At 69.8% G+C, this 21,412-nt stretch carries 25 protein-coding genes; 18 read left to right on the top strand and 7 right to left on the bottom strand.

Features of this window, described 5'->3' with window-relative positions; translation table 11 throughout:
• Nucleotides 1–29 precede the first annotated feature (29 nt).
• The gene (locus tag ACIO3O_RS33050) at nt 30–365 is read left to right on the top strand and encodes a YnfA family protein (RefSeq protein ID WP_401752327.1); all 336 of its coding nucleotides are present in this window, start codon (nt 30–32) and stop codon (nt 363–365) included.
• A 55-nt stretch (nt 366–420) separates the two neighbouring features.
• Nucleotides 421–1,179: an SDR family NAD(P)-dependent oxidoreductase gene (locus tag ACIO3O_RS33045; RefSeq protein WP_401752325.1), complete on the top strand. Its 759-nt coding sequence runs from the start codon at nt 421–423 to the stop codon at nt 1,177–1,179.
• 5 nt (nt 1,180–1,184) lie between these two features.
• On the opposite strand, the gene ACIO3O_RS33040 is transcribed toward ACIO3O_RS33045, so the two are convergent.
• From ACIO3O_RS33040 to ACIO3O_RS33030, 3 genes are all read right to left on the bottom strand, one after another.
• Nucleotides 1,185–2,291 carry a magnesium and cobalt transport protein CorA gene (locus ACIO3O_RS33040; RefSeq protein ID WP_401752323.1) on the bottom strand — a complete coding sequence of 369 codons (1,107 nt, stop codon included), beginning with the start codon at nt 2,289–2,291 and terminating at the stop codon, nt 1,185–1,187.
• An 83-nt stretch (nt 2,292–2,374) separates the two neighbouring features.
• Nucleotides 2,375–2,563, bottom strand: coding sequence for a hypothetical protein (locus ACIO3O_RS33035; RefSeq protein WP_401752321.1), 189 nt, complete (start codon nt 2,561–2,563; stop codon nt 2,375–2,377).
• Nucleotides 2,564–2,705: 142 nt separating this feature from the next.
• Nucleotides 2,706–3,488: a hypothetical protein gene (locus ACIO3O_RS33030; protein ID WP_401752398.1), complete on the bottom strand. Its 783-nt coding sequence runs from the start codon at nt 3,486–3,488 to the stop codon at nt 2,706–2,708.
• Nucleotides 3,489–3,661: 173 nt separating this feature from the next.
• Here ACIO3O_RS33030 and hemL point away from each other — a divergent pair, with 173 nt between their 5' ends.
• The 8 genes from hemL (at nt 3,662) to ACIO3O_RS32990 (ending at nt 12,163) form a co-directional block, all read left to right on the top strand.
• The gene (hemL, locus tag ACIO3O_RS33025; RefSeq protein ID WP_401752319.1) at nt 3,662–4,969 is read left to right on the top strand and encodes a glutamate-1-semialdehyde 2,1-aminomutase; all 1,308 of its coding nucleotides are present in this window, start codon (nt 3,662–3,664) and stop codon (nt 4,967–4,969) included.
• Nucleotides 4,966–5,649 carry a histidine phosphatase family protein gene (locus ACIO3O_RS33020; protein WP_401752317.1) on the top strand — a complete coding sequence of 228 codons (684 nt, stop codon included), beginning with the start codon at nt 4,966–4,968 and terminating at the stop codon, nt 5,647–5,649. Before hemL ends, ACIO3O_RS33020 begins: the two co-directional genes overlap by 4 nt.
• Before the next feature lie 258 nt (nt 5,650–5,907).
• The gene (locus tag ACIO3O_RS33015; protein WP_401752315.1) at nt 5,908–7,182 is read left to right on the top strand and encodes a hypothetical protein; all 1,275 of its coding nucleotides are present in this window, start codon (nt 5,908–5,910) and stop codon (nt 7,180–7,182) included.
• Nucleotides 7,183–7,280: 98 nt separating this feature from the next.
• Nucleotides 7,281–7,907: a TlpA family protein disulfide reductase gene (locus tag ACIO3O_RS33010; protein ID WP_401752313.1), complete on the top strand. Its 627-nt coding sequence runs from the start codon at nt 7,281–7,283 to the stop codon at nt 7,905–7,907.
• On the top strand, nt 7,904–8,674 hold the full coding sequence (locus tag ACIO3O_RS33005) for a cytochrome c biogenesis CcdA family protein (RefSeq protein ID WP_401752311.1): 771 nt from the start codon (nt 7,904–7,906) through the stop codon (nt 8,672–8,674). The genes ACIO3O_RS33010 and ACIO3O_RS33005 overlap by 4 nt, the downstream gene beginning before the upstream one ends.
• 4 nt (nt 8,675–8,678) lie before the next feature.
• Entirely contained in the window at nt 8,679–10,424 is a 1,746-nt protein-coding gene (locus ACIO3O_RS33000) for a cytochrome c biogenesis protein ResB (protein WP_401752309.1), read from the top strand.
• Entirely contained in the window at nt 10,421–11,581 is a 1,161-nt protein-coding gene (ccsB, locus tag ACIO3O_RS32995; RefSeq protein WP_401752307.1) for a c-type cytochrome biogenesis protein CcsB, read from the top strand. Before ACIO3O_RS33000 ends, ccsB begins: the two co-directional genes overlap by 4 nt.
• Before the next feature lie 66 nt (nt 11,582–11,647).
• Complete coding sequence (locus tag ACIO3O_RS32990) at nt 11,648–12,163, top strand: SRPBCC domain-containing protein (RefSeq protein WP_401752305.1); 516 nt, start codon at nt 11,648–11,650, stop codon at nt 12,161–12,163.
• A gap of 22 nt (nt 12,164–12,185) precedes the next feature.
• Here ACIO3O_RS32990 and ACIO3O_RS32985 read toward each other — a convergent pair whose 3' ends face one another.
• Together ACIO3O_RS32985 and ACIO3O_RS32980 are read right to left on the bottom strand one after the other, a co-directional pair.
• On the bottom strand, nt 12,186–12,776 hold the full coding sequence (locus tag ACIO3O_RS32985) for a DUF4291 domain-containing protein (RefSeq protein WP_401752303.1): 591 nt from the start codon (nt 12,774–12,776) through the stop codon (nt 12,186–12,188).
• Between the two features lie 49 nt (nt 12,777–12,825).
• Nucleotides 12,826–13,230 (bottom strand): PLD nuclease N-terminal domain-containing protein, encoded by a 405-nt coding sequence (locus tag ACIO3O_RS32980; protein WP_401752301.1) that lies wholly within the window; start codon nt 13,228–13,230, stop codon nt 12,826–12,828.
• Between the two features lie 88 nt (nt 13,231–13,318).
• Here ACIO3O_RS32980 and ACIO3O_RS32975 point away from each other — a divergent pair, with 88 nt between their 5' ends.
• Entirely contained in the window at nt 13,319–14,770 is a 1,452-nt protein-coding gene (locus ACIO3O_RS32975) for a menaquinone biosynthesis decarboxylase (protein ID WP_401752299.1), read from the top strand.
• Complete coding sequence (gene mqnP / locus ACIO3O_RS32970) at nt 14,767–15,687, top strand: menaquinone biosynthesis prenyltransferase MqnP (protein WP_401752297.1); 921 nt, start codon at nt 14,767–14,769, stop codon at nt 15,685–15,687. The genes ACIO3O_RS32975 and mqnP overlap by 4 nt, the downstream gene beginning before the upstream one ends.
• A gap of 268 nt (nt 15,688–15,955) precedes the next feature.
• Here mqnP and ACIO3O_RS32965 read toward each other — a convergent pair whose 3' ends face one another.
• Complete coding sequence (locus tag ACIO3O_RS32965) at nt 15,956–16,546, bottom strand: rhomboid family intramembrane serine protease (protein ID WP_401752295.1); 591 nt, start codon at nt 16,544–16,546, stop codon at nt 15,956–15,958.
• A gap of 82 nt (nt 16,547–16,628) precedes the next feature.
• Here ACIO3O_RS32965 and ACIO3O_RS32960 point away from each other — a divergent pair, with 82 nt between their 5' ends.
• The gene (locus ACIO3O_RS32960; protein WP_401752293.1) at nt 16,629–17,312 is read left to right on the top strand and encodes a UbiX family flavin prenyltransferase; all 684 of its coding nucleotides are present in this window, start codon (nt 16,629–16,631) and stop codon (nt 17,310–17,312) included.
• Between the two features lie 11 nt (nt 17,313–17,323).
• On the opposite strand, the gene ACIO3O_RS32955 is transcribed toward ACIO3O_RS32960, so the two are convergent.
• Complete coding sequence (locus tag ACIO3O_RS32955) at nt 17,324–17,464, bottom strand: hypothetical protein (RefSeq protein WP_401752402.1); 141 nt, start codon at nt 17,462–17,464, stop codon at nt 17,324–17,326.
• A gap of 152 nt (nt 17,465–17,616) precedes the next feature.
• Here ACIO3O_RS32955 and ACIO3O_RS32950 point away from each other — a divergent pair, with 152 nt between their 5' ends.
• The 5 genes from ACIO3O_RS32950 to ACIO3O_RS32930 all read left to right on the top strand — a co-directional run bounded on the left by ACIO3O_RS32950 (nt 17,617) and on the right by ACIO3O_RS32930 (nt 21,060).
• Complete coding sequence (locus ACIO3O_RS32950; RefSeq protein WP_189821245.1) at nt 17,617–18,072, top strand: Lrp/AsnC family transcriptional regulator; 456 nt, start codon at nt 17,617–17,619, stop codon at nt 18,070–18,072.
• 53 nt (nt 18,073–18,125) lie between these two features.
• Nucleotides 18,126–19,289: an aminofutalosine synthase MqnE gene (mqnE, locus tag ACIO3O_RS32945; protein ID WP_401752291.1), complete on the top strand. Its 1,164-nt coding sequence runs from the start codon at nt 18,126–18,128 to the stop codon at nt 19,287–19,289.
• Nucleotides 19,290–19,386: 97 nt separating this feature from the next.
• Nucleotides 19,387–19,935 (top strand): GNAT family N-acetyltransferase, encoded by a 549-nt coding sequence (locus ACIO3O_RS32940; RefSeq protein WP_401752290.1) that lies wholly within the window; start codon nt 19,387–19,389, stop codon nt 19,933–19,935.
• A 149-nt stretch (nt 19,936–20,084) separates the two neighbouring features.
• A complete protein-coding gene (locus ACIO3O_RS32935; RefSeq protein ID WP_401752289.1) occupies nt 20,085–20,636 on the top strand; it encodes a hypothetical protein in 552 nt (183 codons plus the stop codon).
• Between the two features lie 136 nt (nt 20,637–20,772).
• Nucleotides 20,773–21,060 carry a DUF4229 domain-containing protein gene (locus ACIO3O_RS32930; protein ID WP_401752287.1) on the top strand — a complete coding sequence of 96 codons (288 nt, stop codon included), beginning with the start codon at nt 20,773–20,775 and terminating at the stop codon, nt 21,058–21,060.
• Nucleotides 21,061–21,412 lie beyond the last annotated feature (352 nt).

Below are 21,412 nucleotides of genomic sequence, written 5' to 3'. Positions count from 1 at the left end.
CGCCCCACCCCCATGCCACCCTTATGACCATGATCGTCGCCCGCTCAGCAGCACTCTTCCTCGTCGCCGCCCTCTTCGAGATCGGGGGCGCGTGGCTGGTCTGGCAGGGGGTGCGGGAGCACAAGGGATGGGTGTGGATCGGGGCGGGGGTGATCGCGCTCGGGCTGTACGGGTTCGTCGCGACGCTCCAGGCCGACGGCAATTTCGGGCGGATCCTCGCCGCGTACGGCGGGGTCTTCGTCGCCGGTTCGATCGCCTGGGGGATGGTCGCCGACGGCTACCGCCCCGACCGGTGGGACGTGCTCGGCGCGCTGGTCTGCCTCGCCGGTATGGCGTTGATCATGTACGCCCCAAGAGGGCGCTGAGCCCGCCTATCCTCGTACGCAGGCCATCCGTCGTCACGTCCGAGGAGCACCCCGCATGCCCAGCGCCCCCATCGCCGTCGTCACCGGAGCGAGCAGCGGAATCGGCGCGGCCACGGCCCGGCAGCTGGCCGCGGCCGGTTACCGGGTGGTCCTCACGGCCCGCCGCAAGGACCGTATCGAGGCCGTCGCGGAGGAGCTCGTCGCCGCCGGTCACCAGGCCGTTCCGTACGCCCTGGACGTGACCGACCGGGCCGCCGTCGACGAGTTCGCGACCGCCTTCAAGACGATCGCCGTGCTGGTGAACAACGCGGGCGGCGCCCTCGGCGCGGACTCGATCGCCACCTCGGACCCCGCCGACTGGCGGCAGATGTACGAGACGAACGTGCTGGGGACCCTCAACCTCACCCAGGCGCTGCTGCCCGCCCTCACCGCCTCCGGCGACGGCACCGTCGTGATCCTCTCCTCGACCGCCGGGCACGGCACGTACGAGGGCGGCGGCGGTTACGTGGCCGCCAAGCACGGCGCGCACGTCCTCGCGGAGACCCTCCGGCTGGAGATCGTCGGCACCCCGGTCCGCGTGATCGAGGTCGCGCCCGGCATGGTCAAGACGGACGAGTTCGCGCTGACCCGTTTCGACGGCGACCAGGAGAAGGCCGCCAAGGTCTACGCGGGTGTCGCCGAGCCGCTCACCGCCGACGACGTCGCCGAGACGATCACCTGGGCGGTCTCGCGCCCCAGCCACGTCAACATCGACCTGCTGGTGGTCCGCCCGCGCGCCCAGGCCTCCAACACCAAGGTGCACCGGGAGCTGTAGGAGCCCTACAGCCACCCGTTCCGGCGGAAGGCGCGGTGGACGGTGAAGCACGCCGCGGCCATCACGGACACGGCCAGCGGATAGCCGTACGTCCATTCCAGTTCCGGCATGTGCTCGAAGTTCATGCCCCACAACCCGCAGCCCATGGTGGGTACGGCGACGATCGCCGCCCAGGCGGTGATCTTCCGCATGTCCTCGTTCTGGGCGACGGTCACCTGGGCCAGGTGCGCCTGGAGTATCGAGTCGAGCAGGGCGTCGTACGAGGCGAGCTGTTCGACGGTACGGGCGAGGTGGTCGGCGACGTCCCGGAAGTACGGCTGGAGGTCGGGCCCGACGGGCGGCAGCGGCTTCAGCGGGTCGGCGAGGGCCAGCAGCGGGCGGGCCAGCGGGGCCACCGCCCGTTTCAGCTCCAGGAGTTCGCGCTTGAGCTGGTAGATGTGGCCGGCGTCGACGCGGCCCGAGTCGGGGCTGAAGACCATGGACTCGACGGAGTCGATGTCGTCCTGGACGGCGTCGGTGACCCGCTCGTACTCGTCCACGACGAAGTCCGCGAGGGCGTGCAGGACGGCCGCCGGGCCCATCTTCAGCTGCTCCGGCATGTCTTCGAGGGACTCGCGGATGGGGCCGAGCGAGCCGGAGCCGCCGTGCCGGACGGTGATGACGAAGTCGGGGCCCGCGAAGGCGACCAGCTCACCGGTGTCCACGACCTCGCTGGTGGCGGTGAGTTGCTCGTGCTCGACGTAGCGGACGGTCTTGAAGACCGCGCAGAGCGTGTCGTCGTACCGCATCAGGCGCGGGCGGCGGTGTGGGCCCGAGGCGTCCGCCAGGGCGAGCGGATGCAGGCCGAAGAGGGTGCCCAGCGCGTCGAGTTCGGCCTGTTCGGGTTCGTGCAGGCCGATCCAGACGAAGGCCTTGCCGTCGCCCTTGCGGACCCGCTCCAGCGCCTCGGCGGCCGAGCAGTCGCGCGGGGTGCGCACGCCGTCCTCGAAGACCACGCAGTTCTCGACCGCGCTGCCCAGCGGGGAGCGGGCGGGATGGCTGAGATCCACCGCCGCGCGGACGGCCCGAAGGCGTCGGCGGGCGGCACTGCGGAGGCGGTGCATGAGCGGCATGCGGGGGAGTCTGCCCCGCCCTCGGTCGAACAGGCCAGGTCCTTACCGAGCCTTGACCAGCGGTTAGCGCTGCGCGGTCGCCGTCAGGCGGCTTTCACCAGGGCCTCGCGGACGGCGGCGGCCCACTCCACGAGCAGCTCCTGGTAGCGCGCCTCGTCGGCCGGTGACAACGCGCCGTCCGTGCGCGACCAGAGCGCGCGGATCTCGGCGTTGACGACGGCGGCGGAACGGACGGAACGCGCGGAACCAGGGCTCGAAGAAGTGGAGGACATGTGTACAAGCGTAGGGGCTGCCACTGACAGTCGGCATTCCGGGCGGCTGAGAATGGCCTGAAAACTCGCCGGGCGTGAGCCGGAGTGCGTAACGGCGTACGTACCGGCGTGCAGACCGGCGCGAGTGAGGGTGGGCGAGAGGCTACGGCCAGACCAGGCAGTACGCCTGATGTCCCGCCTCGTGCAGCCGGTGCGAGAAGTCCTGCCACTCGTGGAGGAGTTGGTAGACGTTGAACGCGTCGCTCGGGCCGCCCCGGTCGGGGACCGTCGACCAGATGAAGGCCGCGGCGCCCACCGACTCCTCGCCGATGCCGCGCAGCGGGTCGACCACCGTCATGGGGAGCTTCACCACGGCGTAGTCGGGGTGCAGGACGACCAGTTCCAGCGGGGGGACCTTGTGCAGGGGTATGCCCTGGATGCCGGTGAGGACCATCGCGGCCATCGTCTCCGGCTTGATCTTGGTGAACATGCCGCCCATGCCCAGCTCGTCGCCGCCCAGTTCCTCCGGGCGCATCGAGATCGGCACGCGGGCGGCCGTCGCCCCGTTCGGAGCGCCGAAGTACTTGTAGGTCACCCCCACCCGGCCAGCCCTGCTTCCCGTACCCGACGATTTTGATCCCGTGCTCAATCCTGCCAGGGAATCGTGACCCGTCCGGGGGCCGTGCGCCAAGCCGTCGGCGCTGTGCGCCAGACCGTCTGCGCTGTGTGCCGGACCGTCGACACTGTGTGCCAGGCCGTCGACACTGTGTGCCAGGCCGTCGGCCCTGCGGGCACCGCTGCCCGGGGCATCGGCGACCGAGGCGGCGTCCGGGGCCTCGCTCGCCTCCGTACGCGCCGCACGTTCTCGTCGCCGGTGCCGTCCGCGCCGGGCCCGCTCGGGACCCAGGTCGTCGGTCCCCTCGCCCAGTCCGCCACCGCGATGCATATCTCTCACCCGACTGTGCTGTGTCAGCGCTTGTTGCCGTGTCCCGCCCCCGGGCCCTGCCCCGGCCGCGCGGCCCGATCATCGTCTTGGTTCAGTGACCAGTGACCTCCCCAGCACCCGTGCGGTGAAACACCTGTCCGCAAGACCGGGCGGGCCTCTGACACCATTGCAGTGTGAGCCTCCCCTATGACGCCCCAGTTTCGCAGACGCTTTTCGACCGCGCGTCCCTCGTGACGCCCGGCGGCGTGAACTCCCCGGTCCGGGCCTTCAAGGCCGTGGGCGGTACGCCCCGGTTCATGGTGTCCGGTACGGGTCCGTACCTCACCGACGCCGACGGCCGTGAGTACGTCGACCTCGTGTGCTCGTGGGGCCCGATGATCCTCGGGCACGCGCACCCGGAGGTCGTCGCGGCCGTCCAGGAGGCGGTCGCCCGCGGTACGTCCTTCGGTACGCCCGGCGAGGGCGAGGTCGCGCTCGCCGAGGAGATCGTCGCCCGCATCGCCCCCGTCGAGCAGGTGCGCCTGGTGTCCTCCGGCACCGAGGCGACCATGTCGGCGATCCGGCTGGCCCGTGGATTCACCGGGCGCGCGAAGGTCGTCAAGTTCGCGGGCTGCTACCACGGGCACGTGGACGCGCTGCTCGCGGCGGCCGGTTCGGGCCTCGCCACCTTCGCGCTGCCGGACACCCCGGGTGTCACCGGCGCCCAGGCGGGCGACACGATCGTGCTCCCGTACAACGATCTGGACGCGGTCCGCGCCGCCTTCGCCGCGCACCCCGGCGAGATCGCCTGCGTGATCACCGAGGCCTCGCCCGGCAACATGGGCGTCGTCCCGCCGCACGAGGGCTTCAACGCCGGTCTGAAGGCGGCCTGCGCCGAGAACGGCGCGCTGTACATCTCCGACGAGGTGATGACCGGCTTCCGTACCAGCAAGGCCGGTTGGTACGGCGTCGACGGCGTCGCGCCCGACCTGATGACCTTCGGCAAGGTCATGGGCGGCGGCTTCCCGGCCGCGGCCTTCGGCGGCCGCAAGGACGTCATGGAGCACCTCGCCCCGGTCGGCCCGGTCTACCAGGCGGGCACCCTCTCCGGTAACCCGGTCGCCACGGCCGCCGGTCTCGCGCAGCTGCGGCTGCTCGGCGACGCGGCGTACGCCAAGGTCAACGCGGTGTCGTCGGAGATTCAGGGCCTCTTCACCGAGGCGCTGACCAAGGAGGGCGTCGCCCACCGCCTCCAGACGGCGTCCAACATGTTCTCCGTCTTCTTCACCCCCGACGAGGTGCGCAACTACGAGGAGGCGCGGCGGCAGGAGTCCTTCCGCTTCACCGCGTTCTTCCACTCGATGCTGTCGCAGGGCGTCTACCTGCCGCCCTCGGCCTTCGAGTCGTACTTCGTCTCCACCGCCCACGACGCGCAGGCCGTCGAGCGCATCGCCGCCGCCCTGCCCGCCGCCGCCCGAGCCGCAGCAGAGGCCACCGCATGAGCAACACGAGCGATCTCACCGTCGTCCACCTGATGCGGCACGGCGAGGTCCACAACCCCGAAGGCGTCCTCTACGGCCGCCGCCCGGGCTACCACCTCTCCGACCTCGGCCGGCAGATGGCCGACCGGGTCGCCGAGCACCTCGCGGACCGCGACATCACGCACGTCGTCGCCTCCCCGCTGGAGCGCGCCCAGGAGACCGCCACCCCGATCGCCAAGGCGCACGGCCTGGACCTGGCCACCGACGCCTCGCTGATCGAGGCGGGCAACGTCTTCGAGGGCAAGACCTTCGGCGTCGGCGACGGCGCGCTGCGCCGCCCGGAGAACTGGAAGCACCTCACCAACCCGTTCCGCCCGTCCTGGGGCGAGCCGTACATCGAGCAGGTCGTACGGATGATGGGCGCCCTGAACGCGGCGCGCGACGCCGCGCGCGGGCACGAGGCGGTGTGCGTCAGCCACCAGCTGCCGATCTGGATCGTGCGCAGCTTCGTGGAGCGCCGCCGCCTGTGGCACGACCCGCGCAAGCGGCAGTGCACGCTGGCCTCGCTGACGACGTTCACCTATCAGGGCGACAAGATCGTCTCGGTCGGCTACACGGAGCCCGCGCGGGACCTCGTACCGGCGCATCTGCTGGCGGGTGCCAAGCCGGTGAAGGGCAAGGACAAGGCGTTCGGCGCCTGATCCGTAATGGAACCCCCGTAGAGATGCCATGAAACGGGCATTTCGGCGGGGGTTTCGGCATGTCCGAGACCGGACGTTCCGCGTCCGCCCGGTTCGGGTAGCAGTCGCGGGACCACGCCCATTGCGCATGATCGCTTCGTGTCTTCACGAACACTCAGCGAAATATGCGCAATGTGCCGGAACCTGAACGTTCGTCGGGCCCTCTCAGTACGTGTCCATCTGATGGGCCGAAGGCGCGACGAATGCGGATGGGGAGTTATGCGCGACATCACCCGAAGGGGACTGCTGGGAGCCGGGGCCGGAGCCGCGGCCGCGATAGGCCTGGCCGCCTGCAAGGGCGGCGACGACCCGGCGCCGGCGGGCAAGGGGCAGAGCACGAAGCAGCCCGGGAAGGGCGGCACCCCCTCGCCCACCTCCGAGGCCAGGCCGATCGGCGACGGCTCGACCGCCGACACCGGCAAGCAGCCGAACCAGCCGGACAAGCCCGTCCCGCTCCAGCCGGGCGAGACCCCGCCGCAGTTCGTGATCTTCTCCTGGGACGGCGCGGGCGAGGTCGGCAACGGCCTCTTCCCCCGCTTCCTGAAGCTCGCCAAGGAACACGACGCGGCGATGACCTTCTTCCTCTCCGGGCTCTACCTCCTCCCGGAGACCAAGGCGAAGCTCTACAAGCCCCCGAACAACCGCGTCGGCGCCTCCGACATCGGCTACCTCACCGACGAGCACATCAAGATGACGCTGCAGTACGTGCGTCAGGCCTGGCTGGAAGGCCATGAGATCGGCACCCACTTCAACGGGCACTTCTGCGCCGGTCACGGCTCGGTCGCCAAGTGGACGCCCGCCCAGTGGGAGAGCGAGATCGAGCAGGCCGTGAAGTTCGTCACCGAGTGGAAGACGAACACCGGCTGGTCCGACCTCGACCCGCTGCCCTTCGACTACTCGAAGGAACTGGTCGGCGGCCGCACCCCGTGCCTGCTCGGCCAGGACAACCTGCTGCCGATCGCCAAGAAGCTGGGCTGGCGCTACGACGCCTCCTCGCCCGGCGGCCGTCAGATGTGGCCGGTCAAGCGCAAGGGCGTCTGGGACCTGCCGCTCCAGCAGATCCCCTTCCCCGGGCGCGGCTTCGAGGTCCTCTCGATGGACTACAACATGCTCGCCAACCAGTCCAAGAACTCCACCAAGGGCATGACCTCGCGCTACCCGGAGTGGAAGAAGCAGTCCACCGGCGCCTACATCAAGGGCTTCCAGCGCGCGCACTCCACCAACCGCGCCCCCTTCTACGTCGGCAACCACTTCGAGCAGTGGAACGGCGGCATCTACATGGACGCCGTCGAGGAGGCGATCAAGCACATCGCCGGTACGAAGGAGACCCGCCTGGTCTCCTTCAAGCAGTACGTCGACTGGCTCGACGTGCAGGACCCGCAGGTCCTCGCCAAGCTGCGCACCCTGGAGGTCGGGCAGAAGCCGGCGGGCGGCTGGAAGAGTTTCCTGACCCCGGGCTCGAAGACCGCGCCGCCGACCGGCGCAGCGTCGTAAGACCACCGCAAAGCCCCTTATGTGCCCTTGACAAGGGGCTTTGCAGGCACGTAGGGGGGCGGGCAAGATCGTGGGAACTGCCATGCGAAACTTTTCACATGAGTCCTGCCCGAGCCCCCCGCCGTCGCCCGGCCCGCGCCTCCCGCACCGCCCTCGCGGTGACGGCCGCGGCCGTCGGAGCCCTCGTCCTGTCGGCCTGCGGCGGTGACGGCAGTACGTCGTCGGGCGGGGGCGGCGGCACCAACTTCGTCGCCGGCAAGGACAACCTCGACACGGTCCCCAAGGCGGACCGCGTCGCCGCCCCGAAGCTCGACGGCAAGACCCTCCAGGACGAGGACTTCGACTCCACCTCGCTCAAGGGCAAGGTCGTCGTCGTGAACGTCTGGGGCTCCTGGTGCCCGCCCTGCCGGGCCGAGGCGCCGACCTTCGCGAAGGTCTCCAAGGAGCTCAAGAGCAAGGGCGTGGAGTTCCTGGGCATCGACGCCCGCGACCCGCAGAAGGACCAGGCCCTCGCCTTCGAGAAGGACGCGGGCATCGAGTACCCCAGCCTGTACGACCCGGACGGCAAGCTGATGCTGCGCTTCCCCAAGGGCAGCCTCAACCCGCAGGCCATCCCCTCCACGATCGTCCTCGACAAGGACGGGAAGATCGCGGGCCGCTCGCTGGCGGCACTCAGCGAGAAGAAGCTGCGCAAGCTGATCGACCCCCTGATCAACGAGAAGTGACGGAAGTGAACGTCGTCTCCCTCGCCGACGCCGCAGGGACGGTGCAGTCGGGTGCGCTGATGCTCGCCGTGCCGATCGCCCTCCTGGCGGGCCTCGTCTCCTTCTTCTCTCCGTGCGTGCTCCCGCTGGTCCCCGGCTACCTGAGTTACGTCACGGGCTCCAGCGGCACCGACCTCGCGGAGCAGCGCCGGGGGCGGATGGCACTCGGCGCATCGCTCTTCGTGCTCGGTTTCAGCGCGGTGTTCGTCTCGGGCGGTGCGCTCTTCAGCTACTTCGGGCGGACCCTCCAGGAGTACAAGAGCACCACGAACATCGTCCTCGGCGCCCTCATGGTGCTGATGGGCCTCTTCTTCATGGGCGCCTTCCCCTTCCTCACCCAGCGGGAGTTCCGCCTCCACAAGAAGCCGGTCGCCGGGCTGGTCGGTGCGCCGCTGCTCGGCGCGCTCTTCGGGATCGGCTGGACACCATGTCTGGGCCCCACGCTCGGCGTGATCATGGGGCTCTCGATGCGGGAGGCGGACCCGGCGCGCGGCACGGTACTGATGGCCGTGTACTGCATCGGCCTCGGACTCCCCTTCATCCTGGCGGCCGTCGCCTTCCGCAAGGCGCTCGGCGCGTTCGGCTGGGTGAAGAAGCACTACGTCTGGGTCATGCGCATCGGCGGCATCATGATGATCGCGACCGGTCTGCTGCTCCTCACGGGCCTCTGGGAGACCGCTGTGCTGAACATGCAAAGCTGGACCAACAGCTTCCAGGTGGGGATCTAGTTCCATGAGCAAGACCGAAGAACCGGCCGCGACGACCGGCGGGCCCGGCGTCGATGCCGCCGCCCGAGCCGACGAGCAGACCGCCTCCGACCGTCTCTCCACGGCCCCCAAGGACGACCGCGAGAGCGACCCCCAGGGGAGCGGGCCCGCTCCCGCCGCCTTCGGGATCGTCGGCTGGGCCCGCTGGTTCTGGCGGCAGCTGACCTCGATGCGGGTCGCGCTGATCCTGCTGTTCATGCTGTCGATCGCCTCGATCCCCGGCTCGCTGGTCCCGCAGCGCAGCGTGGACCAGACGAAGGTCGACGACTTCTTCAAGGCGCACGAGACGCTCGCACCGCTCTACGACAAGGTGCAGCTCTTCGACGTCTACAGCTCGGTGTGGTTCTCCGCGATCTACATCCTGCTGTTCGTCTCCCTCATCGGCTGCATCGTGCCCCGCACCTGGCAGTTCGTCGGCCAGCTCCGCAGCCGCCCGCCGGGCGCGCCCGGCCGCCTGACGCGCATGCCCGCGTACACGACCTGGCGTACGGACTCCTCGCCCGACGAGGTCCGCGCCCTCGCGCTCGCGATGCTGAAGAAGAAGCGCTTCCGGTCGCACGTCGACGGCACCGCCGTCGCCGCCGAGAAGGGCTACCTCCGCGAAGCCGGAAACCTGATCTTCCACATCGCCCTGATCGTGCTGCTCCTCGCCTTCGCGACCGGCCAGCTCTTCAAGTCCGAGGGCGGCAAGCTGATCACCGAGGGCAGCGGCTTCTCCAACACGCTCACCCAGTACGACGACTTCAAGTCGGGCTCGCTCTTCGACCGCGACACCGACCTGGAGCCGTTCAGCTTCCACCTCGACAATTTCGTCGGCACGTACGAGCGGACGGGCCCCCAGCGCGGCACCCCCCGCGTCTACGAGGCCCACATCACGTACTCCGAGGGCGCCGACGGCAAGCCGAAGAAGGGCGTCATCGAGGTCAACACCCCGCTGACGGTCGGCGGCTCCAAGGTCCACCTCATCGGCCACGGCTACGCCCCGACGATCACCATCCGCGACGGCAGGGGCAAGGTCGTCTTCAAGGGCCCCGCGCCCCTCCTGCCCACCGACTCCAACGTCACCTCGACCGGTGCGATCAAGGTGATGGACGGCTACCGCGACAAGAACGGCAAGCGCACCCAGCTCGGCTTCACCGCCGTGTTCGTGCCGACCTTCGGCGGCGCGGGCAAGGGCAGCATGTTCTCCAAGTACCCGGGCCTGGACTACCCGGCGCTCGCACTGACCGGCTACCACGGCAGCCTCGGCGTCGATGCGGGCCTGCCGCAGAACGTGTACCAGCTCGACACCCGCAAGATGACCCAGTTCAAGAAGCCCGACGGCAGCCCCTTCGCGAAGATGCTGCTGCCCGGCGAGAAGATGGACCTCCCCGACGGGGCCGGGTCGGTCACCTTCGAGAAGGACATCAAGGAGTGGGCGACCTTCCAGGTCTCCCAGCAGCCCGGAAACATGTGGGCCCTCACGGGCGCCATCGCCGCGATCCTGGGCCTCGCCGCCTCCCTCTTCATCCAGCGCCGCCGCATCTGGGTCCGTGCCGTACGGTCCGACGACGGCACCACCCTCGTCGAGATGGCGGGCCTCGGCCGCAGCGAGTCCAATCGCCTCCCCGAGGAACTGGCCGCCCTGGCCGAAACCCTGCACACCCAGGCGCCGACGACCGCGACGCCCCCTCCCGCCGAAGAATCCCCTGCCGAAGGAGCGCGCGCGTGATCCTCGCAGCCGCCGCAGTCACCGAAACCAACGAGAATCTCGCGCAGATCAGCAACGTCCTGATCTACTCCGCGATGGCCGTCTACACCCTGGCCTTCCTCGCGCACATCGCCGAGTGGACCTTCGGCAGCCGCAGCAAGGTCGGCCGCACGGCCGCCGCGCTGACCCGCCCGGCCGCCCCCGCGGTCACCGTCCGCGCCAAGGGCGGCACCGCCGTCCTCGACAAGCCGAAGGTCGTCACCCGCGCCGCCGCCGGAACGCGCGACGCCGAGGACGGCGCGGGCGCCGCGGGCGGCACCGAGAAGGGCGACCTCTACGGCCGGATCGCCATCTCCCTCACGGTCCTGGCGTTCCTGGTCGCCGCGGGCGGCGTCGCCACCCGAGCGCTCTCCGTGCAGCGTGCCCCCTGGGGCAACATGTACGAGTTCTCCATCACCTTCTCCACGGTCGCGGTCGGCATCTACCTCGCCCTGCTCCCGACGAAGATGAACGTCCGCTGGATCGGCCTGCCCCTGGTCACCACGGTCCTCCTGGACCTCGGCATCGCCACCAAGTGGCTCTACACCGACAGCGACCAGCTGGTCCCCGCCCTGGACTCCTACTGGCTGTGGATCCACGTCTCCACCGCCATCTTCTGCGGCGCCGTCTTCTACGTGGGCGCCGTCGGCACCATCGGCTACCTGCTCCGCGACCGCTACGAGGTCCGCGCCGAGCTGGGCGAGACCGCCGACACCCTCAAGGCCCACCTGGCCACCCTCCCGAAGTCCAACCCCTTCGTGATGGCCGTGCGCGCCGCCCGCGTCCCCTTCCGCCGGGTCATGGACAGCTCGGTCTCCCGCCTCCCCTCGGCGGCGTCGCTCGACAAGTTCTCGTACCGCATCAACGCGGGCGTCTTCCCGCTGTGGACCTTCACGATCGTCGCGGGCGCCATCTGGGCGGGCGACGCGTGGGGCCGTTTCTGGGGCTGGGACCCCAAGGAGGTCTGGTCCTTCGTCACGTGGATCGCGTACGCCTGCTACCTGCACGCCCGCGCCACGGCAGGCTGGAAGGGCCGCAAGGCCGCCTACCTGGCCCTCTTCGCCTTCGCGACCTGGCTCTGGAACTACTACGGCGTCAACATCTTCCTGACCGGCAAGCACTCGTACGCGGGCGTCTGACCCCCGATTGCTCCGTCCAGACCGGCCCGGTCGCGTCCCGTACGCGGCCGGGCCAGGCTGTTTCCCATGACCGCCGCCACGACTTCCGTCCCGTACGGCACGGCCGAACCGCGCCCGGGAAACACCTGCTTCCTCCGCTACGAGCTCCGCCTGCCGCACCCCCTGGACCACGTCTGGGCGGCGGTCGCGACCCCGGCGGGCCTCAGCCAGTGGCTCGCACTGCCGGACCCCTGGGAGCCGAAACTCGGCGCCCCCACGACCCTCCACTGGCAGTACGAGGGCTCCCCCTTCACGGAGGACGGCCGCATCACCGCCTGGGACCCGGGCCGCGTCGCCGAGTACACGACCTCCGTCAACGGCCGCGCCCGCTTCCACCTGGAGCCCAACGGGCCCGACGCGACGATCCTGCGCTTCACCAATGAACTCCGCGACCTGCCCCCGGCGGACCTCCCGGCCCGCCTGGCGGGCTGGCACGTCCACTTCGAGTTCCTCACCCGGGCCCTCGCGGGCACCCCGTACGACTGGTCCGCCTGGTCCCTGACCCGCTTCCACGAACTCCTCGCGGAGTACGAGACCCGCTGACGGCCCGCTGACGGGCCGCCGGTCAGAGCCCGCGCGGGACGAGCCGGGTCCCCGGGGGCATCGGGTACGGGGACTCGACGGGCATGAGCAGGGCCGCCGTCTCCGCGCTGCCGCCCATGGTCCGGGCGAGCGGGGTCACGTCCCGGATGCCCACGATCCACTCGTCGGCGTACCGCCGGGCCGCCTCCCCGCTCAGCCCGAGCTGGAGCGCGCGGTACGGCAGCGGATTGAGCCGCACGTCCCGCTCGGGGTCCCACTGGGCCCGTACCGGCGAGGTCTTCAGCTGCTGCTTCCAGGCGGCCTTGTCGGGGTGCACCTGCCGCTCGTAGTGCGACAGCACCGCGTTGCGAAGCGCCCAGTCGAAGCCCTCGCGCCGGATCTCGACGGCGAGGACGGTCTCCTGGCCCTCCTTCGTCGCCCAGCCGGAGCGGTACATCATCCACAGGAACGACGGCTTGATCCACGTCATCCGGTCCCGGCTCCAGTTCCACGGGAACTTCCCGTCCCGCGCGGCGGGCAGCCCGATCTCGGGCCGGTACGCCTGGTAGACGGTGACGGTCTCGTCGGTGAGCAGGGCCCGTATCTGCCGCTGGGGGACTTCCTCGGATGACATGCGGCTCAGGGTGGCGCACGGCCGGGCCGGGGGCCAGGGGTTTTGCGGGCTACTTGGCCGAGTCCTCCGGGCCTCCGCCCGGCTCGCCGCCCTCGCGGCGCTTCAGCTCTTCCTCGCGGCGGCGGAGGTCGGCCTCCCAGTCCTTGAGGAGGGACTCGTCCTTCTTGTTCTCGTCCTTGATGGACTTCAGGAAGTCGGGGTTGTCGTCGGGGGCGACCCAGGTGCTGCGCTGGTTGCGGTGCCACTCGGAGGGGGTGCGGCCGCCCTGCGGCGGGCGGCGGTCCTTGCCCGCGGCGAGCCAGACGATCGGGCCGACGACCCAGAAGAGCAGGATGATGAAGACCCAGGCGACCTTCGGGAGGTGCTTGGCCTCGTCCTCGGGGGTGTTCAGGCAGTCGATGAACGCGTAGATCGTCAGCGCCAGCGGCAGGATGAACATCAGTGCCCTGAGCATGGAGTGCTTCCCCCTGGGGACGTCAGACGGGCCGTACGACCGGCCCCGGTGAGGGCCCCAGGGTAGTCGGTGTCCGATACTGGACGACATGGCTTACGACGATCTTCGCTCGTTCCTCCGTGCCCTGGACCGCGAGGGCGACCTCAAGCGCATCACGGCCGAAGTCGACCCCCACCTGGAAGTCGGGGAGATCGTCGACCGGGTGAACAAGGCCGGGGGCCCGGCGCTGCTCTTCGAGAACGTCAAGGGCTCGGCGATGCCGCTGGCCATGAACGTCTTCGGGACCGACCGGCGCCTGCTGAAGGCGCTCGGCCTGAAGTCGTACGACGAGATCAGCGAGCAGATCGGCGGGCTGCTGAAGCCCGAGCTGCCGCAGGGTTTCGTGGGCGTACGGGACGCCTTCGGCAAGCTGGGGGCGATGGCCCACGTACCGCCGAAGAAGGTCAAGGACGCGCCCGTGCAGGAGGTCGTGCTGCGGGGCGACGAGGTGGACCTGGAGAAGCTGCCGGCCCTCTTCACCTGGCCGGAGGACGGCGGGTCGTTCTTCAACCTGGGGCTCACCCACACCAAGCACCCCGAGACCGGCATCCGGAATCTGGGGCTCTACCGCCTCCAGCGCCACGACAAGCGCACCATCGGCATGCACTGGCAGATCCACAAGGACAGCCGCAACCACTACCAGGTGGCCGCCAAGCGCGGCGAGAAGCTGCCGATCGCGATCGCCTTCGGCGCGCCGCCCGCCGTGACGTACGCGTCCACCGCCCCGCTGCCGGGGGACATCGACGAGTACCTCTTCGCCGGGTTCCTCCAGGGGAAGCGGGTGGAGATGGTCGACTGCAAGACCGTGCCGCTCCAGGTGCCGGCGCACGCCGAGGTCGTGCTGGAGGGGTGGCTGGAGCCGGGCCGGATGCTGCCGGAGGGTCCCTTCGGCGACCACACCGGGTTCTACACGCCGCAGGAGGACTTCCCGGCGCTGACGATCGACACCATCACGATGCGCAAGCGGCCTCTGTTGCAGTCGATCGTCGTGGGGCGGCCGCCGACCGAGGACGGGCCGCTGGGGCGGGCGACGGAGAGTTTCTTCCTGCCGCTGCTGAAGATCATCGTGCCGGACATCGTGGACTACCACCTCCCCGAGGCGGGCGGCTTCCACAACTGCATCATCGTGTCGATCGACAAGAAGTACCCGAAGCACGCGCAGAAGGTCATGTCGGCGATCTGGGGCGCGCACATGCTGTCCCTGGAGAAGCTGATCGTGGTCGTGGACTCCGACTGCGACGTGCGGAACTACCACGAGGTGGCATGGCGGGCCTTCGGGAACGTCGACTACTCCCGCGACCTGACCGTGGTCGAGGGCCCGGTCGACCACCTCGACCACGCCTCGTACCAGCAGTTCTGGGGCGGCAAGGCGGGCGTCGACGCCACGAAGAAGCTTCCCGAAGAGGGATACGTACGCGACGGTGGCTGGCCGAACATGGTCGAGTCGGACCCGGCGACGGCCTCCAAGGTCGACCGCCGCTGGAAGGAATACGGCCTGTGAGCAGCGCCGCAGCAGCAGTCCCGCAGCCTCAGCAGGGCCCCCGGCCGGGGAAGGTCCGCGCGTTCCTGAACCTGGTGCTCATCGAGCACTCGGTCTTCGCGCTGCCCTTCGCGTACATCGCCGCCCTGACGGCCATGTTCCAGCTGGACAAGAACATCCACTGGGGGCGGCTGCTCCTGGTGACCGTCGCCATGGTCGGTCTGCGCACCTTCGCCATGGCGGCGAACCGCATCATCGACCGCGAGATCGACGCCCGTAACCCGCGCACCGCGAACCGGGAGATCGTCACGGGCGCGGTCAGCGTCACGTCCGCGTGGACGGGGGCCGGGATCGCCCTGGTCTTCTTCCTCGGGGCGGCGGCGCTGCTGAATCCCCTGTGCCTGGCGCTCGCGCCCGTCGCGGTCATCCCGATGGTGGTCTACCCGTACGGCAAGCGCTTCACGAACTTCCCGCACGCGATCCTGGGTCTCGCCCAGGCGATGGGGCCGGTCGGCGCGTGGATCGCGATCACGGGGGAGTGGTCGGGCGACGCGGTCGTCCTCGGCCTCGCGGTCGGCATCTGGATCGGCGGCTTCGACCTGATCTTCGGCTCCCAGGACGTCCAGGCGGACCGCGCCCACGGTGTGAAGTCGGTCCCGGCCCGCTTCGGCATCCCGGCCGCCCTGCACGGCGCCCGGGTCTGCCACGTGATCACCACGGCGCTGCTGGTCTGGTACGGCCTGCGCACCGACGCCGGGATCTTCTTCTGGATCGGCATGGTGATCGTCGCCGTGGCCTTCGTGTACGAGCACACGATCGTTCGCCCGCACGACCTGTCCCGCCTGAACCGGGCCTTCTTCACCGTCAACGGCTTCATCGGCATCGCCCTGTTCGCGTGCGCGCTGCTGGACCTTCTGCTGCGGGGGCTGACGGTCTGACCCAGGTGCGCCGGCACCTCGGTTGCCTGCGGCGCTCGCCCCGGTCCCGCCCCTTCACCTCAACCCGCGGGGCATGGGGTGGCTGGTGTCTTTGCGCAGTTCCCCGCGCCCCTTGAGGGGCGCGGGGAACTGCGCGAGCAACCACAACTCAAGCCGCGCGGCGAGCGCTTTAGGTGAAGGGGCGGGGCCGGGGCGAAAACCGGGGGTCCGGGGACGGAGCCCCCGGCAGGAGCCGCAACCACCCGCTGCCCGCGCCAAGCGCCAAGCGCTACGCCACCCTCCGCCGGAAGGCGAACGCCGCCAGTACCCCACCCACCAGGCCGAAGAGGTGGCCCTGCCAGCTCACCGCCGTGTTGGTCGGCAGGACGCCCCACAGGATCGAGCCGTAGACCACGGCGACGACCAGGCCGATCACCACGTCCCACGGCCGGCGGTCCACGAAGCCCCGTACCACCAGGTAGCCGAAGAGGCCGAAGACCACGCCGGACGCACCGGCGGTGTTGGAGTAGGCCGGGGCCGTCAGCCACACGCCCAGGCCGCCGACCAGCAGGATCGTGAGGACGACGGCCGCGAATCGGCGTATCCCGCTCAGGGCGGCGAGGAAGCCGAGGACCAGCAGGGGCAGCGTGTTCGAGGCGACGTGGGCGAAGCCGTGGTGCAGGAAGGCCATGGGCAGGACGTCCCGCAGCTCCGGCAGGGAGCGGGGGGACAGGCCGAAGGTGTCCAGGGCCCCGGTCGCGGAGTCGACGGCTTCCAGGACCCAGAGCAGGGCGACCCAGGTCAGCATCACCGCGGCGGCGGTCTTCGCGCGAGCGCCCCGGGAAGCCGGTCGTGGCCCGGTCTGCGGCGGACAGGTCATCTCGGTCACCCCCTGTTGTCACTGAAGAACGTCTCGGCACCGTGCCCGGTTCCCGCGAACCGGCCCCCGATAAGCTCCGCCCATGACTGAGCCCGCCGCGCACCACCCCCGTACCCCCTGGGTAGTAGGGGTCTCGGGCGCCTCCGGAACCCCGTACGCCGCCGCCGTCCTGCGCGGGCTGCTCGACGCGGGCGAGGCCGTCGACCTCGTCGTCAGCCGGGCGTCCCGGCTGACGATCCTCGACGAGACGGGGATCTCCTACCGGGACAGCCACTGGCGGGAGGATCTCGCGACCTGGCTGGGGCGGGGTGCGGACGGCAAGCCGGACACGTTCACCGGGCTCGACCTGTCGGACGTACGGCACTGGAGTGCGGGGGATCTCGCGGCGGGGCCGTCGTCCGGGTCGTACGCCGTGAAGGGGATGCTCATCGTCCCGGCCTCGACGGCGAGTGTCGCCGGAGTCGCGCTGGGACTGTCGAAGGACCTGCTGCAGCGGGCCGCGAGCGTCACGCTCAAGGAGCGGCGGAAGCTGGTGGTGGCGGTCAGGGAGACGCCGTTGAACGGGCAGACGCTGAAGCATCTGGTGGCGCTGGACGAGGCGGGCGCCGTGGTGCTGCCCGCCTCCCCCGCGTTCTACGCCGGTGCGACGCACATCCAGGATCTGGTGGACTTCGTCGCGGGGCGGGTGCTCGATGCGGCAGGTGTGCCGCACGGCCTCTACCGCCGGTGGGAAGGAGAGCTCGGGGGAGCGTCCCGCAACCCGTAGGAAGGGGTGTGTCAGCCCTGCTTGGAGCGCTTCAGGCGAGCCTTGAGGCTGCGCACGGAGCCGGTCGCGGAAGCGGGCTTGTGGGCACGCGAGCGGTTGGCCAGTTCCTGAAGCTCGCGCATGCGGACGTAGGCCATCTCGGTCGTGTACACGGTGGGTCACTCTCCATTGAGTATCGGCAGATCAGGACGATCTGAAAGAAAAGCTTGGATCTGGTGAAAGATCCGCAGGGGATTCGGTCCCTGTGCCTTAGATTCTATACGTAAACTCGCGGTATCGCTGAACAATGGAAGGCTTCAGGCATATGGACGCCGTGGACAGGCAGCTCATCCAGGCACTTCGGGAGAACGGCAGGGCCTCGTACGCCGAGCTCGGACGCCTCGTCGGCCTCTCCGGCCCGAGCGTCACCGACCGCATCAACCGCCTCGAATCGGCGGGTGTCATCACCGGCTACCGCGCCACCGTCGACGCCAAGTCGCTCGGCCTCGGCGTCACGGCCCTCATCGGCATCTCGCTGTCCGACGCCGCCGACCACGAGGACGTGGCCCGCCGGCTGAAGGACCTGGAGGAGATCGAGGACTGCTGGTTCATCGCGGGCGACGACTCGTTCATGCTCAAGATCCGCGCCGGGGACGTGGACGGTCTGGAGCGCACGATCCGCCGCCTGAGCGGCACGAAGGGGGTCTCCCGGACCCGTACCACCATCGTGCTCTCCACCAAGTGGGAGAACCGGGTCGGGGAACTGCCGGAAGAGGGTTAGGCGTACGGTTGGGATGAGCTTGGTTGACGTACACACATAGGAGGCGGCCGGGTATGGACGCGGGACTCAAGCGCGAGCTGGAGCAGAAGGTCCGGGCCGGGGAGCGGCTCAGCCGCGAGGACGGCATCGCGCTGTACGCGTCGGACGACCTGGCCTGGCTGGGCGGTCTCGCGCACGAGGTGCGGACGAGGAAGAACGGCGACGTCGTCCACTTCAACGTCAACCGTCACCTCAACATGACGAACGTGTGCACCGCGTCCTGCGCCTACTGCTCGTTCCAGCGCAAGCCGGGCGAGAAGGACGCGTACACGATGCGCATCGAGGAGGCCGTCCGCCTCGCCAAGGCGATGGAGAACGAGAACCTCACCGAGCTGCACATCGTCAACGGTCTGCACCCGACGCTCCCGTGGCGCTACTACCCGCGCTCGCTCTCCGCGCTGAAGGAGGCCCTCCCGCAGGTGTCGCTGAAGGCGTTCACGGCGACCGAGATCCACCACTTCGAGACGATCTCGGGGCTGTCGGCCTCGGAGATCCTCGACGAGCTGATCGAGGCCGGTCTCGAATCCCTCACCGGCGGCGGCGCCGAGATCTTCGACTGGGAGGTGAGGCAGCACATCGTGGACCACAACACCCACTGGGAGGACTGGTCGCGCATCCACCGCCTCGCCCACGAGAAGGGCCTCAAGACCCCGGCCACCATGCTCTACGGCCACATCGAGGAGCCCCGCCACCGCGTCGACCACGTGCTGCGGCTGCGGGAGATGCAGGACGAGACCGGCGGTTTCCAGGTCTTCATCCCGCTGCGCTACCAGCACGACTTCGTGGACATGAAGGACGGCAAGGTCCGCAACAAGCTCCAGGCGCGGACCACGATGGCGACGGGCGCCGAGGCGCTGAAGACCTTTGCGGTCTCCCGGCTGCTCTTCGACAACGTTCCGCACGTCAAGGTCTTCTGGGTCATGCACGGCGTCCAGACCGCCCAGCTCGCGCTCCAGCACGGCGCGGACGACATGGACGGCTCGGTGGTCGAGTACAAGATCACGCACGACGCGGACGACTACGGCACCCCGAACAAGCTCGGCCGTGACGACCTCCTCGAACTGATCCGTGACGCCGGGTTCCGCCCGGTCGAGCGCAACACGCGCTACGAGATCATCAAGGAGTACGACGGCCCGGACGCCTCGCGTCGCGAGAGCCCGCAGGCGATGCGCGTCTGACCTGCGGTTCTGTCGTTACGAGCGGTACTTCTGGCAGTACGAGAGCCCCGGCCACCCACCTGGCCGGGGCTCTTCGCGTCTCGGTTACCGTGCCGCCATGTCTCTCACCTTCGTCCTCGACCCGCCCGTCGACGCCGCCCTCCGCGACGGCCTCATCGCCCTGTGGGCGGACGTCACGGACGCGGGCGGCGCGGTCGGCTTCGTGCCGCCGGCCGATCCGGAGGAGATCCGGCCCGAGCTCGTACGCCACTTCGTCGCCATGGCGGAGGGGCGCACGCGGCTGCTGGTCGGGTACGACGCGGGCGGCGAGGTCGCCGCGACCGCGTACCTGAATCTCAACGAGCACCGGCTGATGACCCACTGGGTCTGGCTGTACACGGTGATGGTCCACCCCAAGCACCAGGGGCGGGGGTACGGGCGCGACCTCATGGCCGCCGCGGCCGACGCGGCGCGCACGCTCCCCGGCATCGAGGCGATCCGGCTGACCTGCCGGGGCGGGACGGGCGCGGACGCGTTCTACACGGCGTGCGGGTACCGGGAGGTCGGGCGGGTGCCGGGGGCGATACGGGTGGGGCCGGGGGACGATCGGGACGACGTCATCATGCTGCTGGAGCTGGGGCGAGCGGGGACTGCCGAGCTGGGCTGACGGGTCCTCAGGACGTACGTCCCGGGCGGTCGGGACCTTTGCGGCTGCTGACGCGTATCCGACAGGCGTAGCTTGTGAATGTATTCACAAGAGCTCGACGCAGAGAAACCAGACGCAGAGACCAGGTGAGCGCAGTGGCCACGATCCACATGCCCCGCACGACCGCCCGTACCGCCCACGCCGCCCCCGGCAGCCAGGACGAGGTGATCGTCCGCAGCCGTGCCGCCCGCGGTGTCCTCGCCGGACTCCGGGTGCTGGTCGCCTGGACCTTCCTGTGGCCTTTCCTGGACAAGATGTTCGGCCTCGGCTTCGCCACCAAGACGGAGGCCGCGGTGATCCACGGCGGCTCGCCGACCGCCGGGTTCCTGCTGCACGGCACCCAGGGCCCCTTCGCCCACGCCTTCGACGGCGTCGCCGGTGCGCCCTGGCTCGACGCGCTCTTCATGCTCGGCCTGCTCGGCATCGGCCTGGCGTTCCTGCTGGGCATCGGCACCCGGATCGCCGCCGTGTCGTGCACCGCGATGATGGCCTTCATGTACCTGGTCACGCTCCAGCCCGCGAGCAACCCGATCACCGACGACCACTGGATGATCGCGCTGGCCGCCATCGCGGTCGCCGTCACCGGGGCGGGCAGCTACGCCGGGCTCGGCCGGTGGTGGCGGGACCTGCCGCTGGTGCGCCGCTTCCGGTGGCTGGTCTGACCAGGGGCTTTGCAGCCCGTACGCACGGAGTGCGGTCCGTGCGTACCGCGAAGCACAGGGGCCCGGCTCCCTCGCCGGGCCCCTGTGCTGTACTGGTAGCGCCCTATTTTTCCGCCGCCACGAAGAAGGTCACGCCGTGAGCACCAAGCACGCCACGCTCCGCTACACCGCCATGCGCCTCGGAGTCTTCGCCGCCTGCTTCGCGGTCGTCTGGGTGCTGGTGAGCCTGCGTGTCCTGCCGTCCAGCCTCGGCGGCATGTCGAACGTGCTGTGGGTGCTGCTGCTCGCGATCGTGGTCTCCGCGCCGCTGAGCTTCGTACTCCTGCGCAAGCAGCGGGACGCGATGTCGGAGCACATCGTGTCCAAGGTCGACCAGACCAAGGCCCGCCTGGAGTCCAACCGCAGCCAGGAGGACCTGGCATAGCACGCGCGGGTCGTCCCACCTGCTGGGACCCGACGTAAGCGCGACGTAAGCTGCGTCACACTCGACGGCGCCCCGGAAGCTGAGCCCACGGCTCAACTCCCGGGGCGCCGCCCGTTTTTCACCACTTCCGCGCCACTTCCGCACCACCCGCACCCCAGGCTTCCCCAAAGAAGACCTTTGATGTTCTCAAAGTGCTGGTGTTAACGTGTTCGACATGACGACATCCGCCGCGCCCCAGAACCCCATGAGCGTTCCGCTCGTGGCGCGCCTGCATGTCGATCTCTGCCGCCGCGTCTCGGCCGCCTGTCGCCGCTCCGTCTGAAGTTCTCAGCGCGACCCTTTTCTCCACCCC

The sequence above is a fragment of the Streptomyces sp. NPDC087440 genome, assembly GCF_044744005.1.
In the GTDB taxonomy this organism is placed as follows: Bacteria; Actinomycetota; Actinomycetes; order Streptomycetales; family Streptomycetaceae; genus Streptomyces.
The sequence above is the reverse complement of the archived record's forward strand: the minus strand, read 5'-3'. Positions and strand labels throughout refer to the sequence as shown.

Excerpts from the sequence above, each read along its gene's own strand:
- ACIO3O_RS33050 (WP_401752327.1), top strand. The coding sequence starts at position 30 with ATGATCGTCGCCCGCTCAGCAGCACTCTTCCTCGTCGCCGCCCTCTTC.
- ACIO3O_RS33045 (WP_401752325.1), top strand. The coding sequence starts at position 421 with ATGCCCAGCGCCCCCATCGCCGTCGTCACCGGAGCGAGCAGCGGAATC.
- ACIO3O_RS33040 (WP_401752323.1), bottom strand. The coding sequence starts at position 2,291 with ATGCCGCTCATGCACCGCCTCCGCAGTGCCGCCCGCCGACGCCTTCGG.
- ACIO3O_RS33035 (WP_401752321.1), bottom strand. The coding sequence starts at position 2,563 with ATGTCCTCCACTTCTTCGAGCCCTGGTTCCGCGCGTTCCGTCCGTTCC.
- ACIO3O_RS33030 (WP_401752398.1), bottom strand. The coding sequence starts at position 3,488 with ATGCATCGCGGTGGCGGACTGGGCGAGGGGACCGACGACCTGGGTCCC.
- ACIO3O_RS33020 (WP_401752317.1), top strand. The coding sequence starts at position 4,966 with ATGAGCAACACGAGCGATCTCACCGTCGTCCACCTGATGCGGCACGGC.
- ACIO3O_RS33015 (WP_401752315.1), top strand. The coding sequence starts at position 5,908 with ATGCGCGACATCACCCGAAGGGGACTGCTGGGAGCCGGGGCCGGAGCC.
- ACIO3O_RS33010 (WP_401752313.1), top strand. The coding sequence starts at position 7,281 with ATGAGTCCTGCCCGAGCCCCCCGCCGTCGCCCGGCCCGCGCCTCCCGC.
- ACIO3O_RS33000 (WP_401752309.1), top strand. The coding sequence starts at position 8,679 with ATGAGCAAGACCGAAGAACCGGCCGCGACGACCGGCGGGCCCGGCGTC.
- ACIO3O_RS32990 (WP_401752305.1), top strand. The coding sequence starts at position 11,648 with ATGACCGCCGCCACGACTTCCGTCCCGTACGGCACGGCCGAACCGCGC.
- ACIO3O_RS32985 (WP_401752303.1), bottom strand. The coding sequence starts at position 12,776 with ATGTCATCCGAGGAAGTCCCCCAGCGGCAGATACGGGCCCTGCTCACC.
- ACIO3O_RS32980 (WP_401752301.1), bottom strand. The coding sequence starts at position 13,230 with ATGCTCAGGGCACTGATGTTCATCCTGCCGCTGGCGCTGACGATCTAC.
- ACIO3O_RS32975 (WP_401752299.1), top strand. The coding sequence starts at position 13,319 with ATGGCTTACGACGATCTTCGCTCGTTCCTCCGTGCCCTGGACCGCGAG.
- ACIO3O_RS32965 (WP_401752295.1), bottom strand. The coding sequence starts at position 16,546 with ATGACCTGTCCGCCGCAGACCGGGCCACGACCGGCTTCCCGGGGCGCT.
- ACIO3O_RS32960 (WP_401752293.1), top strand. The coding sequence starts at position 16,629 with ATGACTGAGCCCGCCGCGCACCACCCCCGTACCCCCTGGGTAGTAGGG.
- ACIO3O_RS32950 (WP_189821245.1), top strand. The coding sequence starts at position 17,617 with ATGGACGCCGTGGACAGGCAGCTCATCCAGGCACTTCGGGAGAACGGC.
- mqnE (WP_401752291.1), top strand. The coding sequence starts at position 18,126 with ATGGACGCGGGACTCAAGCGCGAGCTGGAGCAGAAGGTCCGGGCCGGG.
- ACIO3O_RS32940 (WP_401752290.1), top strand. The coding sequence starts at position 19,387 with ATGTCTCTCACCTTCGTCCTCGACCCGCCCGTCGACGCCGCCCTCCGC.
- ACIO3O_RS32935 (WP_401752289.1), top strand. The coding sequence starts at position 20,085 with ATGCCCCGCACGACCGCCCGTACCGCCCACGCCGCCCCCGGCAGCCAG.